Raw genomic sequence first — 21,107 nt, 5'->3', positions numbered from 1 at the left:
AACAGCTGCTCAATCGTGCACAGTCGCTCAGCCCGGCACCGCCATACCGCGCTGTACCGCCGGGCGTTCGCCCAGCTCGGCATACCAGCGCGCCACGTGCGGGAAGGCGGCCAGATCAACTCGGTGCCACTCGTGCCGCGCCACCCACGGGTAGATGGCGATATCGGCGATGCTGTAGTGCGCGCCGGCCACGTAGCGCTGCGCCGCCAGCTGGCGATCCAGCACGCCGTACAGGCGCAGCGTCTCGTCGTGGTAGCGCTTCTGCGCATACGGCACCGGCTCCGGCGCGTAGCGCAGGAAGTGATGCGCCTGCCCCAGCATCGGTCCGAAGCCCCCCATCTGGAACATCAGCCACTGCAGCGTCTGGTAGCGCTCGGCACCGGCAGCGGCCAATAGTTGGCCGCATTTCTCCGCCAGGTAGGAGAGAATCGCGCCGGATTCAAACAGCGCCAGCGGCGCACCGCCCGGGCCGTCGTGATCGACGATGGCTGGAATCTTGTTGTTGGGGCTGATGCTGAGGAAATCCGGCGCGAACTGCTCGTTCTGGCCGATGTTCACCGGAATCACCCGGTACGCCAGGCCCAGCTCCTCCAGCACAATGGAGACTTTCTTGCCGTTGGGAGTGCCCCAGGTGTAGAGATCGATCATGCAGGCTCCTTGCCGCGCCATGCCGTGGTAATGCGTGCCGGCGCGGGTGAACGGGTTACAATCGGCTATCGCCCAAAAAATGCAGGATACGTGAATGAGCCACCCGCACGCCAACCAAGTCAAAGCCTTCCTGCTGGAGCTGCAGCAACGCATCTGCAGCGGGCTGGAGGCCGCCGATGGGGCAGCCTCGTTCCGCGAAGACAGCTGGGAGCGCCCGACTGGCGGCGGCGGCAAAAGCCGGGTACTCACCGGTGGCGCGGTGTTCGAACAAGCCGGTGTGAACTTCTCGCATGTCAGTGGCGAGGCATTGCCGGCCAGCGCCACCGCGCACCGCCCGGAACTGGCCGGCCGCCGCTTCGAGGCCATGGGCGTGTCGCTGGTGATCCACCCGGAAAACCCCTACGTACCCACCAGCCACGCCAATGTGCGCTTCTTCATTGCCGAGAAAGACGGCGAAGCACCGGTATGGTGGTTCGGCGGCGGTTTCGACCTCACCCCCTACTACGGCAACGTGGAAGACGTGGTGCACTGGCACACGGTGGCGCGCGAGCTGTGCGCACCGTTCGGCGCCGAAACCTACCCGAAATACAAGAAATGGTGCGACGAGTACTTTTATCTTAAACACCGTGGCGAGGCGCGCGGCGTGGGCGGGCTGTTCTTCGACGACCTCAACCAGCCGGATTTCGATACCAGCTTCGCCTTCATGCAGGCAGTGGGCAACGGCTACCTCGATGCCTACCTGCCCATCGTCGAGCGCCGCAAGGCCACGCCGTGGGGCGAGCGCGAGCGCCAGTTCCAGCTCTACCGCCGCGGCCGCTACGTGGAATTCAACCTGGTGTGGGACCGCGGCACGCTGTTCGGCCTGCAGACCGGCGGCCGCACCGAATCCATCCTGATGTCCATGCCGCCGCTGGTGCGCTGGGAGTACGGCTACCAGCCGGAAGCCGGCAGCCCGGAAGCGGCGCTGTACAGCGACTTCCTGCCGCCGCGCGAGTGGCTGTGAGCCTGCGGCCAACCTTGGGAGACCTACAATGAACTGTGAACTGTGCCACCAGGACGGTGGTGACATCCTCTACCGCGACGACAGGCTGCGGGTAATCCTGGTGGCCGATGCCGACTACCCGGCGTTCTGCCGCGTGATCTGGCATGCGCACGTCAAGGAAATGACCGACCTTGCCCCCGCCGACCGCGCCCATGTGCTGGACTGGGTGCTGCGCACCGAGCAGGCGCTGCGCGATGTGCTGAACCCGGACAAGATCAACCTCGCCAGCTTCGGCAATATGGTGCCGCACCTGCACTGGCACGTGATTCCGCGCTTTGCCGACGACAAGCACTTCCCCAACCCGCTGTGGGGCGCCGCGCAGCGCGAGGGCGTGGCGCACGGCATGCCACAGTTGGCCGCACGGCTGCGCGACAAACTGGCCGGCTGAGGCCACGGCATGCTAAGGTGACTAACGTTTAAAATTTCAAACAACGCTTGACCGCCACGGCGGTCAGGACGCCTTGCGAAGCCGGCCAGTGGCTGGCTTCGCAAGGTGCCCGCAGCGCAGACAGGAGAAACGTCATGTACCGCACCCTTATCTCGGCCCAGCAGTTGCAGGCCCTTGACCCGGCAGAGCTGGTGGTTCTCGATTGCCGCTTCCAGCTGGCCGACCCGGCCTACGGCCCCACCGTGTACGAAGCCGGCCACCTGCCGGAAGCGCATTACCTGCACCTGGACTACCACCTGTCCGGTGCCAAGAACGGCAGCAACGGCCGCCACCCGCTGCCGGACGGCCAGCGCCTGGCAGTCAACTTCGGCGCGCTGGGCATCGGCCCGGACACCCAGGTGGTGGCCTACGACGACGCCGGCGGCATGTACGCCGCGCGCGCCTGGTGGCTGCTGCGCTGGCTGGGGCACGAGGCGGTGGCAGTACTGGATGGCGGCTGGGCAGCCTGGCAGGCCGCCGGTGGCGCCATCAGCACCGAAGCACCGGAAAAGCGCAGCACCCGCTTCGTGATGCGTGCGCCGCTGGAAGAAATGCTGGAAGTGGAACAGATAGTGGCCAATCTCGACAAGCCGGCCTTCCAGCTGGTGGATGCCCGTGCCCCGGACCGCTTTGCCGGCCTGAACGAAACGCTGGACCCGGTAGGCGGCCACATTCCTGGCGCGCGCAACCGCTTCTTCCAGCTCAATCTGCAGGATGGCCGCTTCAAACCGGCAGCAACGTTGGCCGCAGAATGGCAGGCCGTACTGGGCGACACCCCGGCCGATGAAGTGGTGCTGTACTGCGGCAGCGGCGTCACCGCCTGCCACAACAAGCTGGCACTGGAACACGCCGGCCTCGCCGGCAGCCGCCTGTATCCCGGCTCGTGGAGCGAGTGGTGCAGTGATAGCAGCCGCCCGATAGCCACCGGCGCCTGAGCGCCGGCACACGATCCGCTGCGCGTCGTGAAACATTGCGCGATGAGTGCGCCCTGTCTCGCCCGGGCTCGCAGGATCGTGAGCACGCTCTACAATTTTTTTGCTGACGAGGAGACCCCATGCACGTTGCCATCCTGACTTTCGAAGGTTTCAATGAACTGGACTCGCTGATCGCGCTGGGCATCCTCAACCGCGTCACGCCCAAGCTGCGCGTGTCGCTGGCCACGCCCACGCCGCAGGTCACCTCGATGAACGGCGTGACGCTGCACGGCCATATCTCGCTGGAAGAAGCCACCAGCGCCGACGCGGTGCTGGTGGGCAGCGGCATCCAGACCCGCAATATCATCCAGGATGAAGCGATGCTGGCGCGGCTGCAGCTGGACCGCTCGCGGCAACTGATCGCGGCGCAATGCTCCGGCGCGCTGATTCTGGCGCGCCTCGGCCTGCTGCAGGACGGCGTGGCCTGCACCGACCTCACCACCGCACCGTGGCTGCAGGAGCTGGGCGTGCGCCCGCTGCAGACGCCGCTGCACGTCAACGGCAGCGTGGCCACCGCCGGCGGCTGCCTGGCTTCCGCCTACCTGGCAGGCTGGCTGATCTCGCGCCTGGCCGGCGAGGCCGCGGCGGAAGCCGCGCTGCACTACATGGCGCCGGTGGGCGAGAAGGAAAGCTACGTGGCGCACGCGCTGCAAGTGCTGCGCCAGGCCGATGCCGGCCAGCACGCCTTCGCCTGATCTCCACGCTTGAAACAACAAAAGGTTGGCCGCATGCGGCCAACCTTTTTGTTTTCCTGCCCGGTAAAGCGGGCCGTACACCCAGCCGACAGGCTCAGCCCAGCATCAACTGCTGGATCAGCTTCTGCCCCGCCTTCCAGTCGCCCAGCCCGCTGTGGCTGCCCATGTGGCCGGCGTGGCCGGCATCCAGCAGCTTGACACCCCAGCCTGCGGCCATCGCCTCGGCTTCGGCCCAGTCGCAGAACAGGTCGTCGCGGCTGGCCACCAGCCGCACCGGCACCGGCAAATGCAGCGCCAGAGCCTGCTCGAAGCCGGCGAAATCCGGCACCGCCGCACCTGCCGGCAGTTCACCGCTGGCCAGTGCCCGCTGCGGGGTGATCGGCAGCGCCGGCGGCGCCACCAGCAGCACACCCTGTACCTTGCGCTGCTGCTGCAGGCTGGCCTGCGCCAGCCATGCCACCACGGTGTGGCAGCCCAGGCTGTGCGCCGCCAGCACCACCTTGCCGGCGCAATCGTCCACCGTGGCCGCCAGCCGCGCCACCCACTCCGCACGCGTCGGGTACAGCCAGTTGTCCTGCTCCACACGCAGGGCCAGCGGGTACAGCACTTCCCAGTAGCTCTGCCAGTGTTCCGCGCCGGAATTGCCCCAGCCCGGCACCGTCACCAGGTACACGTCATCATCGTCCAGCATCACAGTGCCCTGTCGTAGTCCACCGTCAGTGGTGCGTGGTCGGAGAATTTTTCGTCCTTGTACACGCTGGCGGCACGCGCGGTGTCCATCATGCCCGGCGAAACGATGTGGTAGTCGATACGCCAACCCACGTCCTTGGCGTAGGCCTGGCCGCGGTTGCTCCACCAGCTGTAGCCCGGCTGCTCCGGGTACAACCGGCGCCAGGTGTCGCTCCAGCCGCGCGACAGCAGGTCGGTCATCCAGGCACGCTCTTCCGGCAGGAAGCCGGAGTTCTTCAGGTTGCCCTTCCAGTTCTTGAGGTCGATCTCGTTGTGGGCGATGTTCCAGTCGCCGCAGATCACCACGTCGCGGCCGCTTTCGCGCAGCGCGTCCAAGTGCGGCATGAACACGTCCAGAAACTGGAACTTCACCTGCTGGCGCTCATCGCTGCTGGAGCCGGACGGCAGGTACAGCGACACCACCGACAAGTTGCCGAAATCCAACTGCAGGTAGCGACCCTCGGCGTCGATCCAGTCCACGCCCAGGCCTTCCACCACCGCGTCCGGCTGGTGGCGGCTGTAGATGCCCACGCCGCTGTAGCCCTTCTTCTCGGCGTAGTGGAAGTAGCCGCTGTAGCCGTCCGGCGCACGCATGCGCGCGGACAGGTCGTCGGCCTGCGCCTTCAACTCCTGCACGCAGACGAAATCGGCGTTGTGGCCTGCCAGCCAGTCGAAGAAACCTTTCTTGTCCGCCGAGCGGATGCCGTTGAGGTTGGCCGAAACGATTCGAAGCATGGGTTCTCCCGTGGTATCCTTGCCGCCATTTTCAAGCAGCAACAAAGACTTAAGTGAAAGAGGGTTTGTAATGAGCGATTTCCGTCAGGATTTTATTCGTTTTGCGCTGGACAAGCAGGTGTTGCGCTTCGGCGAGTTTGTCACCAAGGCAGGACGGACCTCGCCCTACTTCTTCAACGCCGGCCTGTTCTATGACGGCGACAGCGTGCTGCAACTATCGCGCTTCTACGCACAGTCGATCAGCGCCAGCGGCATCGGCTTCGACATGATCTTCGGCCCGGCCTACAAGGGCATCATCCTGGCCGCCGCCGCCTCCATGGCACTGGCTGAACAGGGCCGCAACGTGCCGTTCGCCTACAACCGCAAGGAAGCCAAGGACCACGGCGAAGGCGGCACCCTGGTGGGCGCGCCGCTCAAGGGCAAGGTGCTAATCATCGACGACGTGATCTCCGCCGGTACCTCGGTGCGCGAATCGGTACAGCTGATCCGCGCTGCCGGTGCCGAACCGGCCGGCGTGGCCATCGCGCTGGACCGCATGGAACGCGGCACTGGCGAGCTGTCCGCAGTGCAGGAAGTGGCCCGCGACTACAATCTGCCGGTAGTGGCCATCGCCAACCTGAACGACCTGCTGGGTTTCCTGGCCGGCAGCCCGGAGCTTGCGGCCAACCTGGAGGCGGTCAGCGCCTACCGCGCCAAGTACGGCGTGCAGAACTAAGCTGCTTTAGATAGCGTTCCATACGGCAGCAAAACAAAACCGGGGCCATGCCCCGGTTTTTCATTGCCCGCCTTCCTTCAGCTTCCAGGCCTGCTGCAGCTGCTGCGTGGCCTGCGACAGCTCGGCATCCGCCGCCTGCCGCGCCACATGCGCATCCTGCAACTGCTGCTGGCTCTGCTGCAGCTGCTGCTGCGCGCTGGCCAGCTTCTGTTCGGCTTCCTTCACCGCCAGCTCCGCCGCCTGTTCCAGCTTCAACGCCTGCAGCTGCTTGTTATCCGCCGCGCGGAATGTCATCTGCGCCGACAGCAACTGCTGGTCCACTGTCGGCTGCGCCTGTGCCACGGCCGACAGCGCCAGCAGCAGGGGGATCATCCATGTTTTCATGCCGGTTTCATCCTGCAACACCAAGACCGACACGATACCACCAAGCCCCCTGCCCTACCACGGCACCGCGTCAGCGGAAGCGCGACAGATCGGGAATCTGCGGGCCGCGGACGGGGAGGCCTTTGGTGACAGCTTCGACAACCGCCTGGTCACCATGCTTGGCTAACGTTTGCGCACTTTTGTTGGCCATATCCTCCAGTGGTTGCAAGGCAGGATCTCCCGCTGCTTTCAGTTGCCACAGGATTTGCGGCGAATTTGCAGGATACGTTGCCAGCGCCATGATCAGGGCATTCTGCGCACCCGCCTGATCGCCAGACCAGGTCCGCAACATGGCCAGGTTGCATAACAGCAGCGGATAGGGCCGATAAGCTGCCAACTGTTCGTAATAGCGACGCTTCAGCTGCAAATCCTGACGGGATGGCTGCATATAATTGGCAAGCAGAGATTCTGCCTCATAAGACCAGAACGGATTAGGCGCGATTTGCAGCAGTCTCGCCATGTTCTTTTCATTCAGTTTGACATCCGTAGTGGTTACTACCATGAAGCGGAGCTGATTAAAAACACTCGCGCCGTTCACCAGGTATGCAAAGGTGGCAACGACAAGCACAAGCACTCCAAGCTTGCGCAACATTGGACGCACAGGAATGCTCAGGCCACCCTGTGGAGAAAGCATGAGCACAATGAAGAACATGACCAGAAACGGCATATACCACATCGGGTACTCGAACATGGAGTGCCCCAATATTGCGGCAGCAATCAGTACCAGGAATGCATTCTCCGACGTTGCCTGTTCGCGCCGGAAATAAGGCAACATTGCTACTACTACCCCGGTGGCAGCCAGTAAAGTTGCTGGCACCCCTGTTTCTGCCAGCAACTGGGTAATCAGATTATGGCTATGTGTGAACAGCGTATTTTCTGGAATCTTGGGTAGCCCGGCAAACGCCTCCAGCCAGACAGACTGGTATGCATAACCGCCAAACCCCACCCCGAACCAGGGATATGCCTTGGCAATTTGCCAGGCTTTTGTCCATTCAACCCGCCTGCGCCCCCCAAAACCAGCATCATTGATTCTGTCTAGACCACTATTGACTTCATGTCCCGTTATCCACTGGGCAATATGATGCCCAAATAATTGGGCCACCAATATTAGTACGGCTCCTGCAATGAGCGTGGACAACAAACGTACATCCCGATTTTTTCTGTACCAGACAGTAGCGAACAGCACCATGGTAACAGCATAAGCCAAAGGCAGCCGCCCACCTGACCAAGCAACTACCACAGACAGTATTGTCATGGATATAAATGACAATACAATATTCAGCTTACGAGTTGCCATCAGGTACTGGGCAGCAATGATCCCCCAACTCAAAAACTGGGCAAACTGGTTGCGTTGCCCAAAATTACCCATGATGTCACCTGGGCCATTAAACAGGAAGTAACCATTCGCCAGCAGGGCAAGTCCCATTAGCTGTTCAAAGCCGATAAATGCTTGCATCAAGGCCACAATCAGCACGCAAATCGCCAGCACAGTTACCACGCGCGGCCTGCCAAGACGCTGCTCCAGCGCATAAAATTGGCTACCCGCCACGATGGCCCACAGAATGCCGAACGTTTCCGATAGCGGGATCTGGTACACATTGCCAAAGCGCAGCACAAATATCGGCACAAAACAGGCCAACCACCAGACCAAGGCCCAGATGCTGGCACGCGGCCAAGCCATCGTGCTTGCGCTCAGCAGACCAAGCAATGCGCCGCAAACCAGCATGAATAGTGCAGCCGCATCAGTCCACCAGTCGGGTGCAGGCACATATCGAGCATAATTGAAAAAAGGCAAGCTCACTGCCATCGCCAAGAAAACCAGCGCCCAGCTATCAACCCAGTTAGAACGCATTTTTCGCCTGAAAAATAAAAAGGGCGCCGCAGCACCCTTTCGTGAATATCCAATACCTTGGCAAGCCCAAACTTTTTAAGGAGCAGTTTGTGAAGTACGGCAGTTGGATGGCACCCAGTTGGACTGCATCAAAGCGGGATCATAGTAGCAATTCCAACTCAGGGACCCACTGGCAGCAACCGCATCGAGCCATACCTTTCCACCACTAGCCACAGTAGTGTTATAGGTAATAACAATCGCCCCCGAACCACTCGCATCTTGCTTCACTTCTACCTGAGTTACTGCCGCACCCTTGATATCGGTTGCAGTTGCCAAACCTGCCGCAGTGTTGTTCAAAGGAAATACACCACTCGAGGCATAGTATTCTGCAATAGAAGTCTTGGCTGCACCAGCCAATTGCAGCCCCTCGGAAACGTGGGCTCGCTTGGTGTAATCCTGGTAAGCCGGGATGGCAATGGCGGCCAGAATACCGATAATGGCCACCACGATCATCAGTTCGATGAGAGTAAAACCTTGCTGAACGCGTTTCATGAAACACCCTCCTGAGTTACTGCCAGAAAAATCTGGCCATTAGTACCGACAATTGGCGGACAATAATGAAGTCAATTCATTATTGCCCTGGCATTACCAGTGATAATGTACTACTGCCATTCAGCCACCATTTTAGCCTCACCTGGCAGCACTCGATACAAGCACGAACTCGTTAAGGGGCCGTTTGAGAAGTGCGGCAGTTGGATGGCACCCAATTGGACTGCATCAAAGCAGGGTCATAGTAGCAGTTCCAGCTCAGGGACCCACTGGCAGCAACTGCATCGAGCCATACCTTGCCGCCGCTAGCAACGGTAGTGTTATAAGTAATAACAATCGCCCCCGAACCACTCGCATCTTGTTTTACTTCAACCTGAGTCACTGCCGCACCTTTAATGGTAGTTGCAGCTGCCAAACCAGCCGCGGTGTTATTCAACGGGAACACACCGCTTGAGGCATAGTATTCTGCAATAGAAGTCTTAGCTGCGCCAGCCAATTGCAGGCCTTCAGAAACGTGAGCGCGCTTGGTGTAATCCTGATATGCAGGAATAGCAATCGCAGCCAGAATACCAATGATCGCTACTACGATCATCAGTTCAATAAGAGTAAAACCCTGCTGAACGCTTTTCATAAACACCTCCTAAGTTACTGCCACCTTAGAACCAACCATTAGCCCCGGCAGTTGGAGGGCAATAGTGAAGTTAAATTGTTGTCACCCTGACATTGCCAGCGAAACGAACCACTGACAATTGGATCTGGAATCAACCAGACATATGCTCCACTAACCACCTTGTCATTCAACTGCATTCGTATCATAGCAACCGATCCGGAAGCGACCAATCGCAACTCAGTTACCGACTCACCCCAATATGAATTGGGTGACTGTAATCCGGCACTTGCATTTGTATTCGGCCATTGATTAAAAGTCCCGTAATATTCTTCAACGGAAGTTTTCACCCCACCTGCCAGAGTAAGAGCCTCTGCCAAATACGAACGCCGGGTGTAGTTGTTATATGCAGGAACCGCTATCGCCGCCAGAATGCCGATAATCGCCACCACCACCATCAGCTCGATCAGGGTGAACCCCGATTCACTATGCTTCATTCCCTGCTCCCTGGCTGCCGCTGGCTGGCAGCCCATGTATGCAATTTCCAGGCCAGCCCTGTTTCTACTGCTCATGCCAGATCAGTATGCCTTGAAATTCTTACCAAGTATTAACCAGAATCACTCTTCCGGCTCGCTATCGCACACCGCCGTAATGACTAGCAACTGACAAACATCGCCAGACAGTGACAATTTTTGTCAGTCAGCAAGCTGCCAGGCTCTGCTAGCATGCAGCCCAAACCCTGGAGCAAGCGCATGTCGAACCACTCTCAAGAATGGCTGCAACGCAGCCGCAATGCCGTCTGGCACCCGTGTACGCAGATGAAGCGCCACGAGCAGTTGCCCATCATTCCGGTTGCGCGCGGTGACGGCGTGTGGCTGGAGGATTTCGATGGCAAACGCTACATCGACAGCATCAGCTCCTGGTGGGTGAACCTGTTCGGGCACAACCACCCGCGCATCAAGCAGGCGATCCGCGAGCAGCTGGATTCGCTGGAACACGTGATCCTGGCCGGCTTCACCCACCGCCCGGTGGTGGAGCTGTCGGAAAAGCTGCATGCGCTCACCGGCCTGGGCCATGCTTTCTATGCGTCGGACGGCGCCAGCGCCACCGAAATCGCGCTGAAGATGAGCTTCCACTACTGGCGCAACTGCGGCCAGGCGGGCAAGCACCGCTTTGTCAGCCTGCAGCACAGCTACCACGGCGAAACCGCTGGCGCGCTGGCGGTAACCGACGTGCCGCTGTTCTCCGCCACCTACGCGCCGCTGCTGCAGAGCAATCTGCGCGTTGCCTCGCCGGATGCACGGCTGGCGCGGCCGGGTGAAAGCGCGGCCGATGTTGCGCTGAAGGCGATTGCGGATGTGGAACAGCTGTTCCAGCGCGAAGCCGGGCAGATTGCTGCCATCATCATCGAGCCGCTGGTGCAGGGCGCGGCCGGCATGCTGATGTACGACCCGGTCTACCTGACGCGGCTGCGCGCGCTGTGCGACCAGTACCAGGTGCACCTGATCGCCGACGAGATCGCCGTGGGCTTCGGCCGCACCGGCACGCTGTTCGCCTGCGAGCAGGCTGGCATAAAACCGGACTTCCTGTGCCTGTCCAAGGGCATTACCGGCGGCTATCTGCCACTTTCCTGCGTATTGACCCGCGACGATATCTATAAAGCGTTCTACGATGATGATGTCAGTCGCGGTTTCCTGCATTCGCACAGCTACACCGGCAATGCCCTGGCCTGCCGTGCTGCGCTGGAAGTGCTGGCCATTTTTGAAGACGAAGACATACTGGTGCGCAACGCAGAGAAAGCTGCCCAGTTCAATCGCCACCTGGCCTGGCTGCAGGATACGCCGGGCATTCGTCATGTACGCCAGCGCGGCATGATCTGGGCGTTCGACGTGGAGACCGAGCGCAGCGACTTCAGCCTGGCGTTCTACCGCGCCATGCTGGAGCGTGGCTGCCTGACGCGACCGATAGGCAATACCGTGTATTTCATGCCGCCGTACGTGCTGGAAGAAACACATATGCAGCAACTGTCCGAAAGCGCCCAGGCGGTAGTGGCAGCGTTGGCAGCGCAAACGGCCAGCACTGGCAGCAGCAGGGAGATGCCCTTGCCATAATCAGGCTGTTGCCAGCCACACAACGGCATTACACTATGCTTTTTCGATAATACTGAAAATGGCAGGTTGAGCATGCTGAAATTGTCTGTTGCGCCGCCCTACATCGACGCATCCCTGGCGATGTCCGATCTTGGGCAGCTGAACGACTGGCTACGCCAGCGCCCGCTGGGGCAGCCGCTCGAATGCGCGGAACAACTGCGCCAGGCACTGGAGCAACTCAACCGTGCGCGTCTGCCGACGGCACAGCGTGCCAAACTGCTGGACCGCCATCAGCAGGAGCACAAGATCCTGCTGCCGCTGCTGGAAAGGTTGGCCGCAAACGGCGAGCTGTCCACCCAGCACCGCGCGCGGCACGCCGCCCGGCTGGCCCAACACCTGGCACTGGCGCTGCACAACGGCTACAAGCTGCTGGCGATGGAGCGCAGCGAAGAGCACGGCCTGCTGGCGCTGGACAAATACAAGACCGAGGCGCTGTGCCTGGCGATGCGCAGCGCGCGCCAGCTGGCCTTTCTGTACGCCCGCACCTATAGCACCCTGCCGGAAGGCTTCTGGCTGGATTGCCACCGCCTGTTCTTCCACGCGCTGGAAAAGGGCTGGGAGAACATCCCGCTGCCCGGCCAAGCCAAGAGCCCGGCGCACTACTACCGCCAGACCCTGCTGCTGGGCATGACCGCCAGCAACCGCATGGCACCGGCGCTGATCGACTACAGCCTGCTGCTGATCCGCAAGCATGCCGACCAGCTCGACCTGCTGCACTTGGGCCACCTCACCAGCGGCCACGGCAGCTTCGCCTTCCAGCCCGGCTCCGACCACCCGCCGCGCTTCATCAGCGAAGCGCCGGACAGCCCCAGCGCCCAGGGCATCTGGGTGGTGGACACCCATTCGCTGGAAGCCGAACTGAAAAGCAAGCTGCAGAAGCTGCAATACCTGGCGCGTCACCAGCAAAGCCCGTTCGAGGTGGAAGAAGAAATACAGCACGTGCTGTACCTCACCATGGAATGGCAGAGCGCCATTCTGCGACGTCACGAACGCCTGCCCAGCGAAGAGGAAGTGGAGCTGGTCAGCAGCCTGTCCACCATCTGGTACATGACCAACGGTGCCGCCTGGACCTTCCCCAACGGCGAGGCGCTGCCGCAGGAGCTGCTGCCGGACAACGGCATGCACGGCAAGCTGCAACGCATGCCGCCGCCGCTGCCGGTACGCATGCAGGTCGTCAACACCAGCGCCTCCGGCATGCTGCTGCGCGGCGAGGCGCAGTACCACCCGCTGCGCGCCGGAGAACTGCTGCTGCTGCGCGGCAGCAGCCAGCCCTGGCAGCTGGCGGTGGTGCGCTGGGTCAACCTGTGCGGCGAACAGATGGAAACCGAATGCGGCGTGGAACTGGTAGGCCCGCAGCCGGAGGCGGTGATGACCCTGCCGCTGCTCACCCACCCCAACGATCACTACCACATGGCGCTGCGCCTGCCTGCCGCCGCGCGGCCCGGCAAACAGCCGCAACTGGTGCTGGGCGGCCGCCAGTACCAGCGCCAGCGCGAGTTCTACCTGCTGGATCGCCAGGGCCGCCAGGTGGTCAGCAGCACCTCGCTGTCGCTGCAGACCGCCGGTTACCAGTTCATGGAGTACCGCCCCGCCGTGCTCAGCACCGCGGCGCACCATTAGCGCTGAATCGGGTAAACTGGCTTTCCGTTTCACACGAACAGGAAGCAGTGCGGATGCAATCGGTGATTCACACGGCCACACGCATCGTGGTCAAAGTCGGCTCCAGCCTGGTAACCAACGACGGCAAGGGCCTGGACCATGCCGCGCTTGCCCGCTGGGCGGCGGAAATCGCCGAATTGCGCCGCCGCGGCAAACAGGTGGTGCTGGTTTCCAGCGGCGCCATTGCCGAAGGCTGCCAGCGCCTGGGCTGGAACAAGCGCCCCAAGGCGGTACACGAGCTGCAGGCCGCCGCCGCCGTCGGCCAGATGGGGCTGTGCCAGGCCTATGAAAGCGCCTTCCGCGAATACGGCCTGAAAACCGCGCAGGTGCTGCTCACCCACGAAGACCTGTCCGACCGCCTGCGCTACCTCAACGCCCGCACCACCATCGCCACCCTGCTCACCCTGGGCGTGGTGCCGATCATCAACGAGAACGACACCGTGGTCACCAGCGAGATCCGCTTTGGCGACAACGACACCCTGGGCGCACTGGTCACCAACCTGATCGAAGCCGATGCGCTGGTGATCCTCACCGACCAGAAAGGCCTGTACACAGCCGACCCGCGCAAGCATCCGGATGCCGAGTTCGTGCACGAGGCCGAGGCCGGCACGCCGCAGCTGGAAGCCATGGCCGGCGGCGCCGGCTCCAGCGTGGGCACCGGCGGCATGTACACCAAGATCATCGCCGCCAAGCGCGCGGCACGCAGCGGCGCCGCCACGGTGATCGCCAGCGGCCGCGAGACCAACGTACTGTCGCGCCTGGCGGACGGCGAGAGCATCGGCACCCAGCTCAATGCCGCCACCACCCGCCTGGCCGCCCGCAAGCAGTGGCTGGCCGACCACCTGCAGCTGTCCGGCAAACTGGTGCTGGATGACGGCGCCGCACTGGCGGTGCGCGAGCGCGGCACCAGCCTGCTGCCCATCGGCGTCATCGCGGTGGAAGGCAGCTTCCTGCGCGGCGACGCCGTGGTGTGCGTCAACCAGCAGGGTGCCGAAGTGGCGCGCGGCCTGGTGAACTACAGCTCGGAAGAGGCGCGACTGATCATGAAGAAAGCCACCCGCGACATCGAGGGCGTGCTGGGCTACCTGGTGGAACCGGAGCTGATCCACCGCGACAACATGGTGACGCTGTAAGCGGCATCATGCGGCCAACGTTGGCCGCAAGCACACAAGCAAACGGCCCGTCACCTCATGGTGCGGGCCGTTGTGCATCACGCGCGGCGATAATCAGGCCGTGGTGTCCTCGTCCTGGCTGCCTTCGCGCTGCTGGCGGTTGGCGCGGCTGCTTTCCGCCACGCGCATGATCACGTAGGCCACCATGGCACACAGGAAGAACAGCAGCATCACCCAGGAAATCTGCGACAGCGTATCGATGGCGGTACGGTAGATCTCGATCACCCAGCGCGGGCCGTTCAGCTCCATGGTCTGTTCGCGGCCGTTCTGCAGGTATTTCTGGATCTCCCACATGTTCACGCCGCCGGACACCCCCACCACCACGATGGCGAAGGTCATGTACTTGCGCCAGGCATCGGTCAGTTCCGGGCCGATGATGCGGCTGAGAATCTTGGTGATGGCATCGTTGAAGAAACGCGCCACCAGCAGCGAGGTCACCAGCGCCACAGACAGTGTCACGATCAGCAAGGCATAGAACATGATTGCTCCCTGATTTTTGAAGTGAATGGCATTGTACGCCGCTTTAGTTATTGCTGCCCTGCAACAGGGCGGCGAAGCGCGGCAACAGCGTGGCAGCCTCCGGTGTCGAGGCGATGCCGGCGCGCAGCGCCGCTACCGGCTGCTGTTCCTTTTCCAGTGCCGGCGTCAGCACGTCGAGCAGGCTCACGCTGGCGGCGGTGTCGAATTCCGGGTGGAACTGCACGCCCCAGCTGCGGCCAAGGCGGAAGGCGTGATGCGGCTCGAAAGCGTTGGCCGCCAGCACCGCGGCACCCGGCGGCAGGCGCAGCACGCTCTGCCAGTGCAGCGCCTGGGCGGCAAACTGCGCCGGCATGGCGTCGAACAGCGCATCGCCCGCCGCGGCCGGCTGACGCTGCACCTGCACGGTGCCCACCTCCGGCCCACCCGGGTGGTAGCCCACCTCGCCGCCCAGCGCGTGCGCCAGCAGCTGGTGGCCAAAGCAGATGCCCAGCAGCGGTACGTTGGCCGCATGCGCCGCGCGCAGCCAGGCGGCGGCCTCCTCGCTCCAGTCGGCACGGTCGCTGACCATGGCCGGCGAGCCGGTGATGATGGCGCCAGCCACCTCGGCCACCGGCGGCAGCGCTTCGCCCCCGGTCACGTCCACCACGCGCCAGGCGGCGCCGTCGCTGCCCAGTTCGCGGACGATCCATTGTTCGAAATTGCCGTGTTCGGCCTGTACCTCGGCGTGCGGTTCGCCGGTCTTGATGATCAGTCGCTGTTTCATGATTCGATGGGTAAGCCAAAGTGGGTGTAAGCCAGCGCGGTCGCCATGCGGCCGCGCGGGGTGCGTTGCAGGTAACCCTGCTGGATCAGGAACGGTTCGATCACGTCCTCGATGGTGTCGGTGGATTCGCCGATGGCGGCCGCCACGTTGTCCAGCCCTACCGGGCCGCCGCCGAACTTGTCGAGGATGGCCTGCAGCAGTTTGCGGTCCATCACGTCCAGCCCGGCCGGGTCCACGTCCAGCATCGCCAGCGCGGCATCGGCCACCTGGGAAGTCACCACGCCGTCGGCCTTCACCTCGGCATAGTCGCGCACCCGGCGCAGCAGGCGGTTGGCGATACGCGGCGTGCCGCGCGAACGGCGCGCCACCTCGAAGGCGCCATCATCGCCCAGCGGCACGCCCAGCAGGCCGGCGGAGCGACTGACGATGCGCGTCAGCTCCTCGGCGGTATAGAACTCCAGCCGCGCCACGATGCCGAAGCGGTCGCGCAGCGGGTTGGTGAGCATGCCAGCGCGGGTGGTGGCGCCCACCAGGGTGAACGGCGGCAGGTCGATCTTCACCGAGCGCGCCGCCGGCCCTTCGCCGATCATGATGTCGATCTGGTAATCCTCCAGCGCCGGGTAGAGGATCTCCTCCACCACCGGGCTCAGGCGGTGGATCTCGTCGATGAACAGCACGTCGTGCGGCTCCAGGTTGGTGAGCAGCGCCGCCAGGTCGCCGGCGCGCTCCAGCACCGGGCCGGAAGTCTGGCGCAGGTTCACCCCCATCTCGCGCGCCACGATGTGCGCCAGCGTGGTCTTGCCAAGGCCGGGCGGGCCGAACAGCAGCACGTGGTCCAGCGCCTCGCCACGCTTTTTCGCCGCCTCGATGAAGATCTCCAGTTGCTCGCGCGCCTTCTTCTGGCCCACGTACTCGTCCAGGAGCTTGGGCCGCAGCGCGCGCTCCAGCGCCTCTTCCTGCTGCGACAGGCTTTGCTGGGTCACGATGCGGCGCTCGGGGGCGCCGCCCATCAGGTTGTCGGTCTGGATCATGTAACAGTCGCTCGCAATCGATGGGGGGATGTTACCACTGCTATACTCGCCCTTGCCTTCCGCACGATCTGCTGCGCGTCGTGAGACGTTACGCGATGAGTACACCTTCGAGATGCTCATTGACTTCATGTCAATTCCGCTCTCTCAGCCGTTTTCGCCTTGTCTCGCCTAGCTCGCAAGATCGTGAACATTAGCTGCAAACCGGAAGGCCCGTACGTCTTCGGGGCGGGGTGCAAGTCCCCACCGGCGGTAAGGCCGCAAGGCCAAGCCCGCGAGCGCCTTCATGTGAAGGGTCAGCAGATCTGGTGCGAATCCAGAGCCGACGGTAATAGTCCGGATGAAAGAAGATGACGCCAGTACCGCGCCATGCGCGGCGCTGTGTCTGCGCGCGCAATCCGCGTGGCGCAAGGTTGGCCGCAAGGCCGCCGCTTCCTGCCCGGTGACGTGTTTCTCAAACGCCGTACTTGAGGACCGTTCCCATGAATGCCAACACCGATATCCTTTCCCTGCGCATCCACGCCGCACTCGACGCCCTGCGTCGCGGCCTGCCGGTGATCGTCGCCGACGACCACGACCGCGAAAACGAAGCCGACCTGATCCTGGCCGCCGACGCGCTCTCCGTGCCGGAAATGGCGCGCATGATCCGCGACTGCAGCGGCATCGTCTGCCTGTGCCTGACCCCGGAACACGCCGCGCGGCTGGAGCTGCCACCGATGGTGCCCAACAACGGCAGCCGCTACGGCACCGCCTTCACCGTCAGCATCGAAGCCGCCGAGGGCGTAAGCACCGGCGTCTCCGCCGCCGACCGCACCACCACCATCCGCGCCGCCATCAACCCGCAAGCAGTACCCGCCGACCTGGCACGCCCCGGCCACGTCTACCCGCTGATCGCCCGCGCCGGCGGCGTGCGCGAACGCCGCGGCCATACCGAATCGGCGGTGGAGCTGGCGCGACTGGCCGGCTTCAGCCCGGCCGGCGTGCTGTGCGAACTGATGAACCCGGACGGCAGCATGATGCGCGGCGCCGAACTGGACGCCTACGCCGAACGCCACGGCCTGCCGCAGCTGACGGTGGCCGAACTGGTGGAATGGCTGGAGCGCAACGCGCATTGAACTAGCGCGGCCACGCGTGGCCCGGATAAGCCCAGCGCATCCGGGCTACCTGCTAATGACACAAGAGGTAGAACCGAACCGACGCGCCCCAATCCCGTTGGCGCGAGCCGGGCAAAATGGTGCGCCCCAGGTTTTAAGACGCCGATCTGTCTGAGTCCCGAGCCGTTAGCGAGGGGCGAGTTCGGCGGCGCCTGGGGCGTGCCTTTTTGCACGGGGTTTCGAGCAGCGCCAATAGATATCAGGGTGTCGCCTTTTCTTTGGGTACTTTCTTTTGGCGAAGCAAAAGAAAGTACCCCGTCCGCCGGGCGGAACCGGCGACTTCAAACATCATCCGCGCAGCGGACTCCACTCCACTAAAAAATGTTGGCCGCAAACCGGCAACGGCTTGCGGCCAACGTTTCATGCCCGGCAGGGCTACTTCGCCTTCTTGCTGCCGCCGTTGCCCGGCTTGAGGCGGATCGATACCCCACCGCGGCCGCCGCCGGCCTTGTACACCTCGAACCAGCCGGACTTCACCACCAGGTCGGAAAGCTTGGCAAAGCCGTAGTTGCGCGGATCGAAGTCCGGCATCCACTGGCCAAGCAGGCTGCCCACGCCGCCCAGGTCGGCCCAGCCTTCGTCATCGTCCATGCTCTCGATGCCCTTCTGAAACTGGGCGCGCAGTTTCTTGTCCAGCGGGCGCAGTACCCGTGCCGCCGGCTTCTGCCTGCCACTGTCGGGCGCGCCCTCCTTGCTGCCGGCCTCTTCGGCCTTGGTGACGTCGTCGGCCATCGCCAGCACTTCCACGTACACGAACTTGCTGCAGGCGTTGACGAAGGCGCCCGGCGTCTTTTCCTCACCGAAGCCCCACACTTCCAGGCCGTCCTCGCGCAGCCGGGTGGCCAGCCGCGAGAAGTCGCTGTCGCTGGAAACCAGGCAGAAGCTTTGATAGCGCCCAGAGTGCAGCATGTCCATGGCGTCGATCACCAGGGTGATGTCGGAAGCGTTCTTGCCCTTGGTATTGGGAAACTGCTGGATGGGGTGAATGGCGAAGCGCGCGCACAGGTCGCGCCAGGCCTTGTCATGGCGGCTGAAGTCGCCATAGACGCGCTTGAGCGCCAGCACGCCCAGCTTGCCGGCCTCCTCCAGCACGTCTTCGATCCAGGCCGGCGACACATTGTCCGCGTCTATCAGTACCGCTACGTTGGGCATGGTGTTCCCCTTGATGATGCTGCGCCGCCGGCAGTGTGCGGCGGTGCCTTGTTGTTCAAAGCCTGTTCACGATCCCGCGAGCCCGCGCGGGACAAGGCAAAATCGGCAGGGCTCGGCGTTTACACGCCGTGAATGAGCGAGCCGCACTCACCCGAAACGCTTTTCCGCGCAGCAGATCGTGAACCGGCATTCAGCGCCCGCCGGAAACATCCAGCATATGCCCGGTGGTAAACGACGCCGCATCGGACAACAGCCACAGGATGGCGGCCGCCACTTCTTCCGGCTGGCCGCCGCGCTGCATCGGCACCGCGCTTTTCACGCGGTCGACGCGGCCCGGTTCGCCGCCGTCGGCGTGCATATCGGTGTAGATGAAGCCGGGGCGCACGCCGTTGACGCGGATGCCCTCGGCAGCCACTTCCTTGGCCAGCCCCATGGTCAGCGTATCCAGCGCGCCCTTGCTGGCGGCATAGTCCACGTATTCGCCCGGCGAACCCAGCCGCGCGGCAGCGGAGGAGACGTTGACGATGGCGCCGCCCGGCCCGCCGTGGCGGGTGGACAGCCGCTTCACCGCCTCGCGGCAGCACAGCATCGGACCCAGCACATTGGTGGCCATGATGCGCTGCCAGCGCGCCATGCTCATTTCGTCCAGCCGCATCTGCTGCTCCAGCACGCCAGCGTTGTTGACCAGCGCCGACAGCGGGCCAAGCGCCGCTTCGCACTCGGCAAACATGCGCAGCACGTCCACCTCGTCCGCCACGTTGGCCGCAATCGCCACCGCCTTGCCGCCGGCGGCGCGGATGTCGGCCACCACCGCCTCGGCAGCAGTGTGGTTGTGGTGGTAGTTCACCGCCACCGCCCAGCCCTGCTGCGCAGCCAGCCGCGCGGTGGCGGCGCCGATGCCGCGGCTGGCGCCGGTGATCAGCAGCACCTTGCTCATGTTCAGCCCTTCATCAGGTTTTTCAGCGCCAGGCGCACGCCGTCGCTGACGGTAACCTCCGCCGGCAAGCCCTTGGTAGCCGCGGCGGCCTCTTTTTCGTTGTAGCCCAATGCCAGCAGCGCATTGACGATGTCGCTCTTCTCGTCCGGGGTGGCAGCAAACGGCAGGCCGCCCGGCACGGTGAGGTTGCCGCCGGTGGCCAGCTTGCCGCGCAGTTCCAGCACCAGGCGCTCGGCGGTTTTCTTGCCGATGCCCGGCACCGACGACAGCCGCTTGATGTCCTCGCTGGCCACCGCGATGGCCAGCTCGTCGGCGGTCATGCCGGAGAGGATGGCCAGCGCGATCTTGGCGCCGATGCCGGTGATCTTGATCAGCTGGCGGAAGGTTTCGCGCTCGTCGCGGCTGGCAAAGCCGTACAGCAGGTGAGCGTCCTCGCGCACCACCAGGTGGGTGAACAGCGTCACCTTCTGCCCCGGCGCCGGCAGCTGGTAGAAGGTGGTCATGGTGACGTCCACGTCGTAGCCGACGCCGTTCACGTCCACGGTGATTTGCGGCGGCAGTTTTTCGATCAGGTTGCCGGTGAGTCGTCCGATCATGCGGGGTCTTTCACAAGGTTGGCCGCAGCGCGGCGCAAAGGAAGGATGATGCCGGCCGGGTAAGCCGGCGGTCTGCCCGGCATTGTGCCACAGCGCCGCCGCCGGCCGTGCCGCGCTAGAAGCGCCAGCCGCCGTGCGCGCCCACCACCCCGGCCACGGCGGCCGCCAGGGTCAGTGCCAGCAGGCCCACGTGCAGCCATTGCAGCAGGCGCATGCTGCCGGCCGGGTCGCGCGCCGCCTTGTTGCGCAGCCAGCGGTGGATGAACAGCGGCTCCAGCAGGAACAGCATCAGGAAGAACGGCAGCCAGGCGGCCAGCATCAGCTGCAGCCAGCCGGTATCCAGCAGCCGCGCCCAGCCGGCGCTGGCATGCAGCATCCACAAGCCGCTGCCCAACGCCAGCAGCACCCACAGCCGCGCCTGGGCGCCGAAGCGGTGCTCCACGGTTTCGAACAGCGTGTATTGCTGCTGCTCCGGAATATGCCGGCGGATGGCCGGAATCAGCACCACGGTGACAAAAGCCACGCCGCCTACCCACAGCAGAATGGCCAGCACGTGCAGGGCGCGGGCAATGGCGTAGTCGTTCCACATGGCAAACTCCACTATTTTTTTGATGACATCAGTGTGGGCAACATTGTTGCAG

Annotated in this window: 24 protein-coding genes and 1 riboswitch; of the genes, 9 read left to right on the top strand and 15 right to left on the bottom strand. The window is 63.4% G+C overall.

Annotated elements, in window-relative coordinates; genetic code table 11:
• Window positions 1-27: 27 nt before the first annotated feature.
• Window positions 28-648 (bottom strand): glutathione S-transferase N-terminal domain-containing protein, encoded by a 621-nt coding sequence (locus PSELUDRAFT_RS07220; protein WP_088966205.1) that lies wholly within the window; start codon window positions 646-648, stop codon window positions 28-30.
• A 94-nt stretch (window positions 649-742) separates the two neighbouring features.
• Here PSELUDRAFT_RS07220 and hemF point away from each other — a divergent pair, with 94 nt between their 5' ends.
• From hemF to PSELUDRAFT_RS07200, 4 genes are all read left to right on the top strand, one after another.
• On the top strand, window positions 743-1,651 hold the full coding sequence (gene hemF / locus PSELUDRAFT_RS07215; protein ID WP_088966204.1) for an oxygen-dependent coproporphyrinogen oxidase: 909 nt from the start codon (window positions 743-745) through the stop codon (window positions 1,649-1,651).
• Window positions 1,652-1,679: 28 nt separating this feature from the next.
• Window positions 1,680-2,078, top strand: a complete 399-nt coding sequence (locus PSELUDRAFT_RS07210; RefSeq protein WP_088966203.1) for an HIT family protein — start codon at window positions 1,680-1,682, stop codon at window positions 2,076-2,078.
• A gap of 134 nt (window positions 2,079-2,212) precedes the next feature.
• Window positions 2,213-3,052 (top strand): sulfurtransferase, encoded by an 840-nt coding sequence (locus tag PSELUDRAFT_RS07205; protein WP_088966202.1) that lies wholly within the window; start codon window positions 2,213-2,215, stop codon window positions 3,050-3,052.
• A 119-nt stretch (window positions 3,053-3,171) separates the two neighbouring features.
• The gene (locus tag PSELUDRAFT_RS07200) at window positions 3,172-3,786 is read left to right on the top strand and encodes a DJ-1/PfpI family protein (RefSeq protein ID WP_088966201.1); all 615 of its coding nucleotides are present in this window, start codon (window positions 3,172-3,174) and stop codon (window positions 3,784-3,786) included.
• A gap of 94 nt (window positions 3,787-3,880) precedes the next feature.
• Here the strand turns inward: PSELUDRAFT_RS07200 and PSELUDRAFT_RS07195 are convergent, their stop codons facing one another.
• Both PSELUDRAFT_RS07195 and PSELUDRAFT_RS07190 read right to left on the bottom strand, forming a co-directional pair.
• Window positions 3,881-4,477: an alpha/beta hydrolase gene (locus PSELUDRAFT_RS07195; RefSeq protein WP_088966200.1), complete on the bottom strand. Its 597-nt coding sequence runs from the start codon at window positions 4,475-4,477 to the stop codon at window positions 3,881-3,883.
• Window positions 4,477-5,250 carry an exodeoxyribonuclease III gene (locus PSELUDRAFT_RS07190; RefSeq protein WP_088966199.1) on the bottom strand — a complete coding sequence of 258 codons (774 nt, stop codon included), beginning with the start codon at window positions 5,248-5,250 and terminating at the stop codon, window positions 4,477-4,479. Before PSELUDRAFT_RS07190 ends, PSELUDRAFT_RS07195 begins: the two co-directional genes overlap by 1 nt.
• 70 nt (window positions 5,251-5,320) lie before the next feature.
• On the opposite strand from PSELUDRAFT_RS07190, the gene pyrE reads away from it, so the two are divergent.
• Window positions 5,321-5,965: an orotate phosphoribosyltransferase gene (gene pyrE, locus PSELUDRAFT_RS07185; protein ID WP_088966198.1), complete on the top strand. Its 645-nt coding sequence runs from the start codon at window positions 5,321-5,323 to the stop codon at window positions 5,963-5,965.
• A gap of 60 nt (window positions 5,966-6,025) precedes the next feature.
• Here pyrE and PSELUDRAFT_RS07180 read toward each other — a convergent pair whose 3' ends face one another.
• The 5 genes from PSELUDRAFT_RS07180 to PSELUDRAFT_RS07160 form a co-directional block, all read right to left on the bottom strand.
• Window positions 6,026-6,349: a hypothetical protein gene (locus PSELUDRAFT_RS07180; RefSeq protein ID WP_197693949.1), complete on the bottom strand. Its 324-nt coding sequence runs from the start codon at window positions 6,347-6,349 to the stop codon at window positions 6,026-6,028.
• Window positions 6,350-6,419: 70 nt separating this feature from the next.
• Window positions 6,420-8,240 (bottom strand): PglL family O-oligosaccharyltransferase, encoded by a 1,821-nt coding sequence (locus tag PSELUDRAFT_RS07175; RefSeq protein WP_088966196.1) that lies wholly within the window; start codon window positions 8,238-8,240, stop codon window positions 6,420-6,422.
• 75 nt (window positions 8,241-8,315) lie between these two features.
• A complete protein-coding gene (locus tag PSELUDRAFT_RS07170; RefSeq protein ID WP_088966195.1) occupies window positions 8,316-8,771 on the bottom strand; it encodes a pilin in 456 nt (151 codons plus the stop codon).
• Between the two features lie 172 nt (window positions 8,772-8,943).
• Window positions 8,944-9,399: a pilin gene (locus PSELUDRAFT_RS07165; protein ID WP_088966194.1), complete on the bottom strand. Its 456-nt coding sequence runs from the start codon at window positions 9,397-9,399 to the stop codon at window positions 8,944-8,946.
• Window positions 9,400-9,437: 38 nt separating this feature from the next.
• Window positions 9,438-9,872: a pilin gene (locus PSELUDRAFT_RS07160; RefSeq protein ID WP_088968420.1), complete on the bottom strand. Its 435-nt coding sequence runs from the start codon at window positions 9,870-9,872 to the stop codon at window positions 9,438-9,440.
• Between the two features lie 255 nt (window positions 9,873-10,127).
• Here PSELUDRAFT_RS07160 and bioA point away from each other — a divergent pair, with 255 nt between their 5' ends.
• The 3 genes from bioA to proB all read left to right on the top strand — a co-directional run bounded on the left by bioA (window position 10,128) and on the right by proB (window position 14,317).
• A complete protein-coding gene (gene bioA, locus PSELUDRAFT_RS07155) occupies window positions 10,128-11,486 on the top strand; it encodes an adenosylmethionine--8-amino-7-oxononanoate transaminase (protein ID WP_088966193.1) in 1,359 nt (452 codons plus the stop codon).
• Window positions 11,487-11,558: 72 nt separating this feature from the next.
• Window positions 11,559-13,145, top strand: coding sequence for a hypothetical protein (locus tag PSELUDRAFT_RS07150; RefSeq protein WP_088966192.1), 1,587 nt, complete (start codon window positions 11,559-11,561; stop codon window positions 13,143-13,145).
• A 53-nt stretch (window positions 13,146-13,198) separates the two neighbouring features.
• Complete coding sequence (proB, locus tag PSELUDRAFT_RS07145) at window positions 13,199-14,317, top strand: glutamate 5-kinase (protein ID WP_088966191.1); 1,119 nt, start codon at window positions 13,199-13,201, stop codon at window positions 14,315-14,317.
• 93 nt (window positions 14,318-14,410) lie between these two features.
• Here the strand turns inward: proB and PSELUDRAFT_RS07140 are convergent, their stop codons facing one another.
• Genes PSELUDRAFT_RS07140 through ruvB form a run of 3 tightly spaced genes read right to left on the bottom strand, consistent with a single transcriptional unit; the run spans window position 14,411 to window position 16,630 of the window.
• Complete coding sequence (locus PSELUDRAFT_RS07140; protein WP_088966190.1) at window positions 14,411-14,836, bottom strand: hypothetical protein; 426 nt, start codon at window positions 14,834-14,836, stop codon at window positions 14,411-14,413.
• 43 nt (window positions 14,837-14,879) lie between these two features.
• Window positions 14,880-15,599, bottom strand: a complete 720-nt coding sequence (locus tag PSELUDRAFT_RS07135; RefSeq protein WP_088966189.1) for a glutamine amidotransferase — start codon at window positions 15,597-15,599, stop codon at window positions 14,880-14,882.
• On the bottom strand, window positions 15,596-16,630 hold the full coding sequence (gene ruvB / locus PSELUDRAFT_RS07130; RefSeq protein ID WP_088966188.1) for a Holliday junction branch migration DNA helicase RuvB: 1,035 nt from the start codon (window positions 16,628-16,630) through the stop codon (window positions 15,596-15,598). Before ruvB ends, PSELUDRAFT_RS07135 begins: the two co-directional genes overlap by 4 nt.
• A 212-nt stretch (window positions 16,631-16,842) precedes the next feature.
• Window positions 16,843-16,983, top strand: a riboswitch (FMN riboswitch).
• Between the two features lie 126 nt (window positions 16,984-17,109).
• On the opposite strand from ruvB, the gene ribB reads away from it, so the two are divergent.
• A complete protein-coding gene (gene ribB / locus PSELUDRAFT_RS07125) occupies window positions 17,110-17,742 on the top strand; it encodes a 3,4-dihydroxy-2-butanone-4-phosphate synthase (RefSeq protein WP_088966187.1) in 633 nt (210 codons plus the stop codon).
• Window positions 17,743-18,156: 414 nt separating this feature from the next.
• Here ribB and PSELUDRAFT_RS07120 read toward each other — a convergent pair whose 3' ends face one another.
• The 4 genes from PSELUDRAFT_RS07120 to PSELUDRAFT_RS07105 form a co-directional block, all read right to left on the bottom strand.
• Complete coding sequence (locus PSELUDRAFT_RS07120) at window positions 18,157-18,933, bottom strand: NYN domain-containing protein (protein WP_088966186.1); 777 nt, start codon at window positions 18,931-18,933, stop codon at window positions 18,157-18,159.
• A 190-nt stretch (window positions 18,934-19,123) separates the two neighbouring features.
• On the bottom strand, window positions 19,124-19,870 hold the full coding sequence (locus PSELUDRAFT_RS07115) for an SDR family oxidoreductase (protein WP_088966185.1): 747 nt from the start codon (window positions 19,868-19,870) through the stop codon (window positions 19,124-19,126).
• 2 nt (window positions 19,871-19,872) lie between these two features.
• Window positions 19,873-20,466, bottom strand: a complete 594-nt coding sequence (gene ruvA / locus PSELUDRAFT_RS07110; protein ID WP_088966184.1) for a Holliday junction branch migration protein RuvA — start codon at window positions 20,464-20,466, stop codon at window positions 19,873-19,875.
• 115 nt (window positions 20,467-20,581) lie between these two features.
• Entirely contained in the window at window positions 20,582-21,055 is a 474-nt protein-coding gene (locus PSELUDRAFT_RS07105; RefSeq protein ID WP_088966183.1) for a hypothetical protein, read from the bottom strand.
• Window positions 21,056-21,107: the final 52 nt, after the last annotated feature.

The organism is Vogesella sp. LIG4, assembly GCF_900090205.1.
Taxonomy (GTDB): Bacteria; Pseudomonadota; Gammaproteobacteria; order Burkholderiales; family Chromobacteriaceae; genus Vogesella.
The sequence above is the reverse complement of the archived record's forward strand: the minus strand, read 5'-3'. Positions and strand labels throughout refer to the sequence as shown.

Coding starts and splice junctions, on each gene's coding strand:
- PSELUDRAFT_RS07135 (WP_088966189.1), bottom strand. CDS start 15,599: ATGAAACAGCGACTGATCATCAAGACCGGCGAACCGCACGCCGAGGTA.
- proB (WP_088966191.1), top strand. CDS start 13,199: ATGCAATCGGTGATTCACACGGCCACACGCATCGTGGTCAAAGTCGGC.
- PSELUDRAFT_RS07165 (WP_088966194.1), bottom strand. CDS start 9,399: ATGAAAAGCGTTCAGCAGGGTTTTACTCTTATTGAACTGATGATCGTA.
- PSELUDRAFT_RS07115 (WP_088966185.1), bottom strand. CDS start 19,870: ATGAGCAAGGTGCTGCTGATCACCGGCGCCAGCCGCGGCATCGGCGCC.
- PSELUDRAFT_RS07170 (WP_088966195.1), bottom strand. CDS start 8,771: ATGAAACGCGTTCAGCAAGGTTTTACTCTCATCGAACTGATGATCGTG.
- ruvB (WP_088966188.1), bottom strand. CDS start 16,630: ATGATCCAGACCGACAACCTGATGGGCGGCGCCCCCGAGCGCCGCATC.
- PSELUDRAFT_RS07200 (WP_088966201.1), top strand. CDS start 3,172: ATGCACGTTGCCATCCTGACTTTCGAAGGTTTCAATGAACTGGACTCG.
- PSELUDRAFT_RS07205 (WP_088966202.1), top strand. CDS start 2,213: ATGTACCGCACCCTTATCTCGGCCCAGCAGTTGCAGGCCCTTGACCCG.
- ribB (WP_088966187.1), top strand. CDS start 17,110: ATGAATGCCAACACCGATATCCTTTCCCTGCGCATCCACGCCGCACTC.
- pyrE (WP_088966198.1), top strand. CDS start 5,321: ATGAGCGATTTCCGTCAGGATTTTATTCGTTTTGCGCTGGACAAGCAG.
- bioA (WP_088966193.1), top strand. CDS start 10,128: ATGTCGAACCACTCTCAAGAATGGCTGCAACGCAGCCGCAATGCCGTC.
- PSELUDRAFT_RS07175 (WP_088966196.1), bottom strand. CDS start 8,240: ATGCGTTCTAACTGGGTTGATAGCTGGGCGCTGGTTTTCTTGGCGATG.
- hemF (WP_088966204.1), top strand. CDS start 743: ATGAGCCACCCGCACGCCAACCAAGTCAAAGCCTTCCTGCTGGAGCTG.
- PSELUDRAFT_RS07160 (WP_088968420.1), bottom strand. CDS start 9,872: ATGAAGCATAGTGAATCGGGGTTCACCCTGATCGAGCTGATGGTGGTG.
- PSELUDRAFT_RS07150 (WP_088966192.1), top strand. CDS start 11,559: ATGCTGAAATTGTCTGTTGCGCCGCCCTACATCGACGCATCCCTGGCG.
- PSELUDRAFT_RS07140 (WP_088966190.1), bottom strand. CDS start 14,836: ATGTTCTATGCCTTGCTGATCGTGACACTGTCTGTGGCGCTGGTGACC.
- PSELUDRAFT_RS07105 (WP_088966183.1), bottom strand. CDS start 21,055: ATGTGGAACGACTACGCCATTGCCCGCGCCCTGCACGTGCTGGCCATT.
- ruvA (WP_088966184.1), bottom strand. CDS start 20,466: ATGATCGGACGACTCACCGGCAACCTGATCGAAAAACTGCCGCCGCAA.
- PSELUDRAFT_RS07210 (WP_088966203.1), top strand. CDS start 1,680: ATGAACTGTGAACTGTGCCACCAGGACGGTGGTGACATCCTCTACCGC.
- PSELUDRAFT_RS07180 (WP_197693949.1), bottom strand. CDS start 6,349: ATGAAAACATGGATGATCCCCCTGCTGCTGGCGCTGTCGGCCGTGGCA.
- PSELUDRAFT_RS07120 (WP_088966186.1), bottom strand. CDS start 18,933: ATGCCCAACGTAGCGGTACTGATAGACGCGGACAATGTGTCGCCGGCC.
- PSELUDRAFT_RS07190 (WP_088966199.1), bottom strand. CDS start 5,250: ATGCTTCGAATCGTTTCGGCCAACCTCAACGGCATCCGCTCGGCGGAC.
- PSELUDRAFT_RS07220 (WP_088966205.1), bottom strand. CDS start 648: ATGATCGATCTCTACACCTGGGGCACTCCCAACGGCAAGAAAGTCTCC.
- PSELUDRAFT_RS07195 (WP_088966200.1), bottom strand. CDS start 4,477: ATGCTGGACGATGATGACGTGTACCTGGTGACGGTGCCGGGCTGGGGC.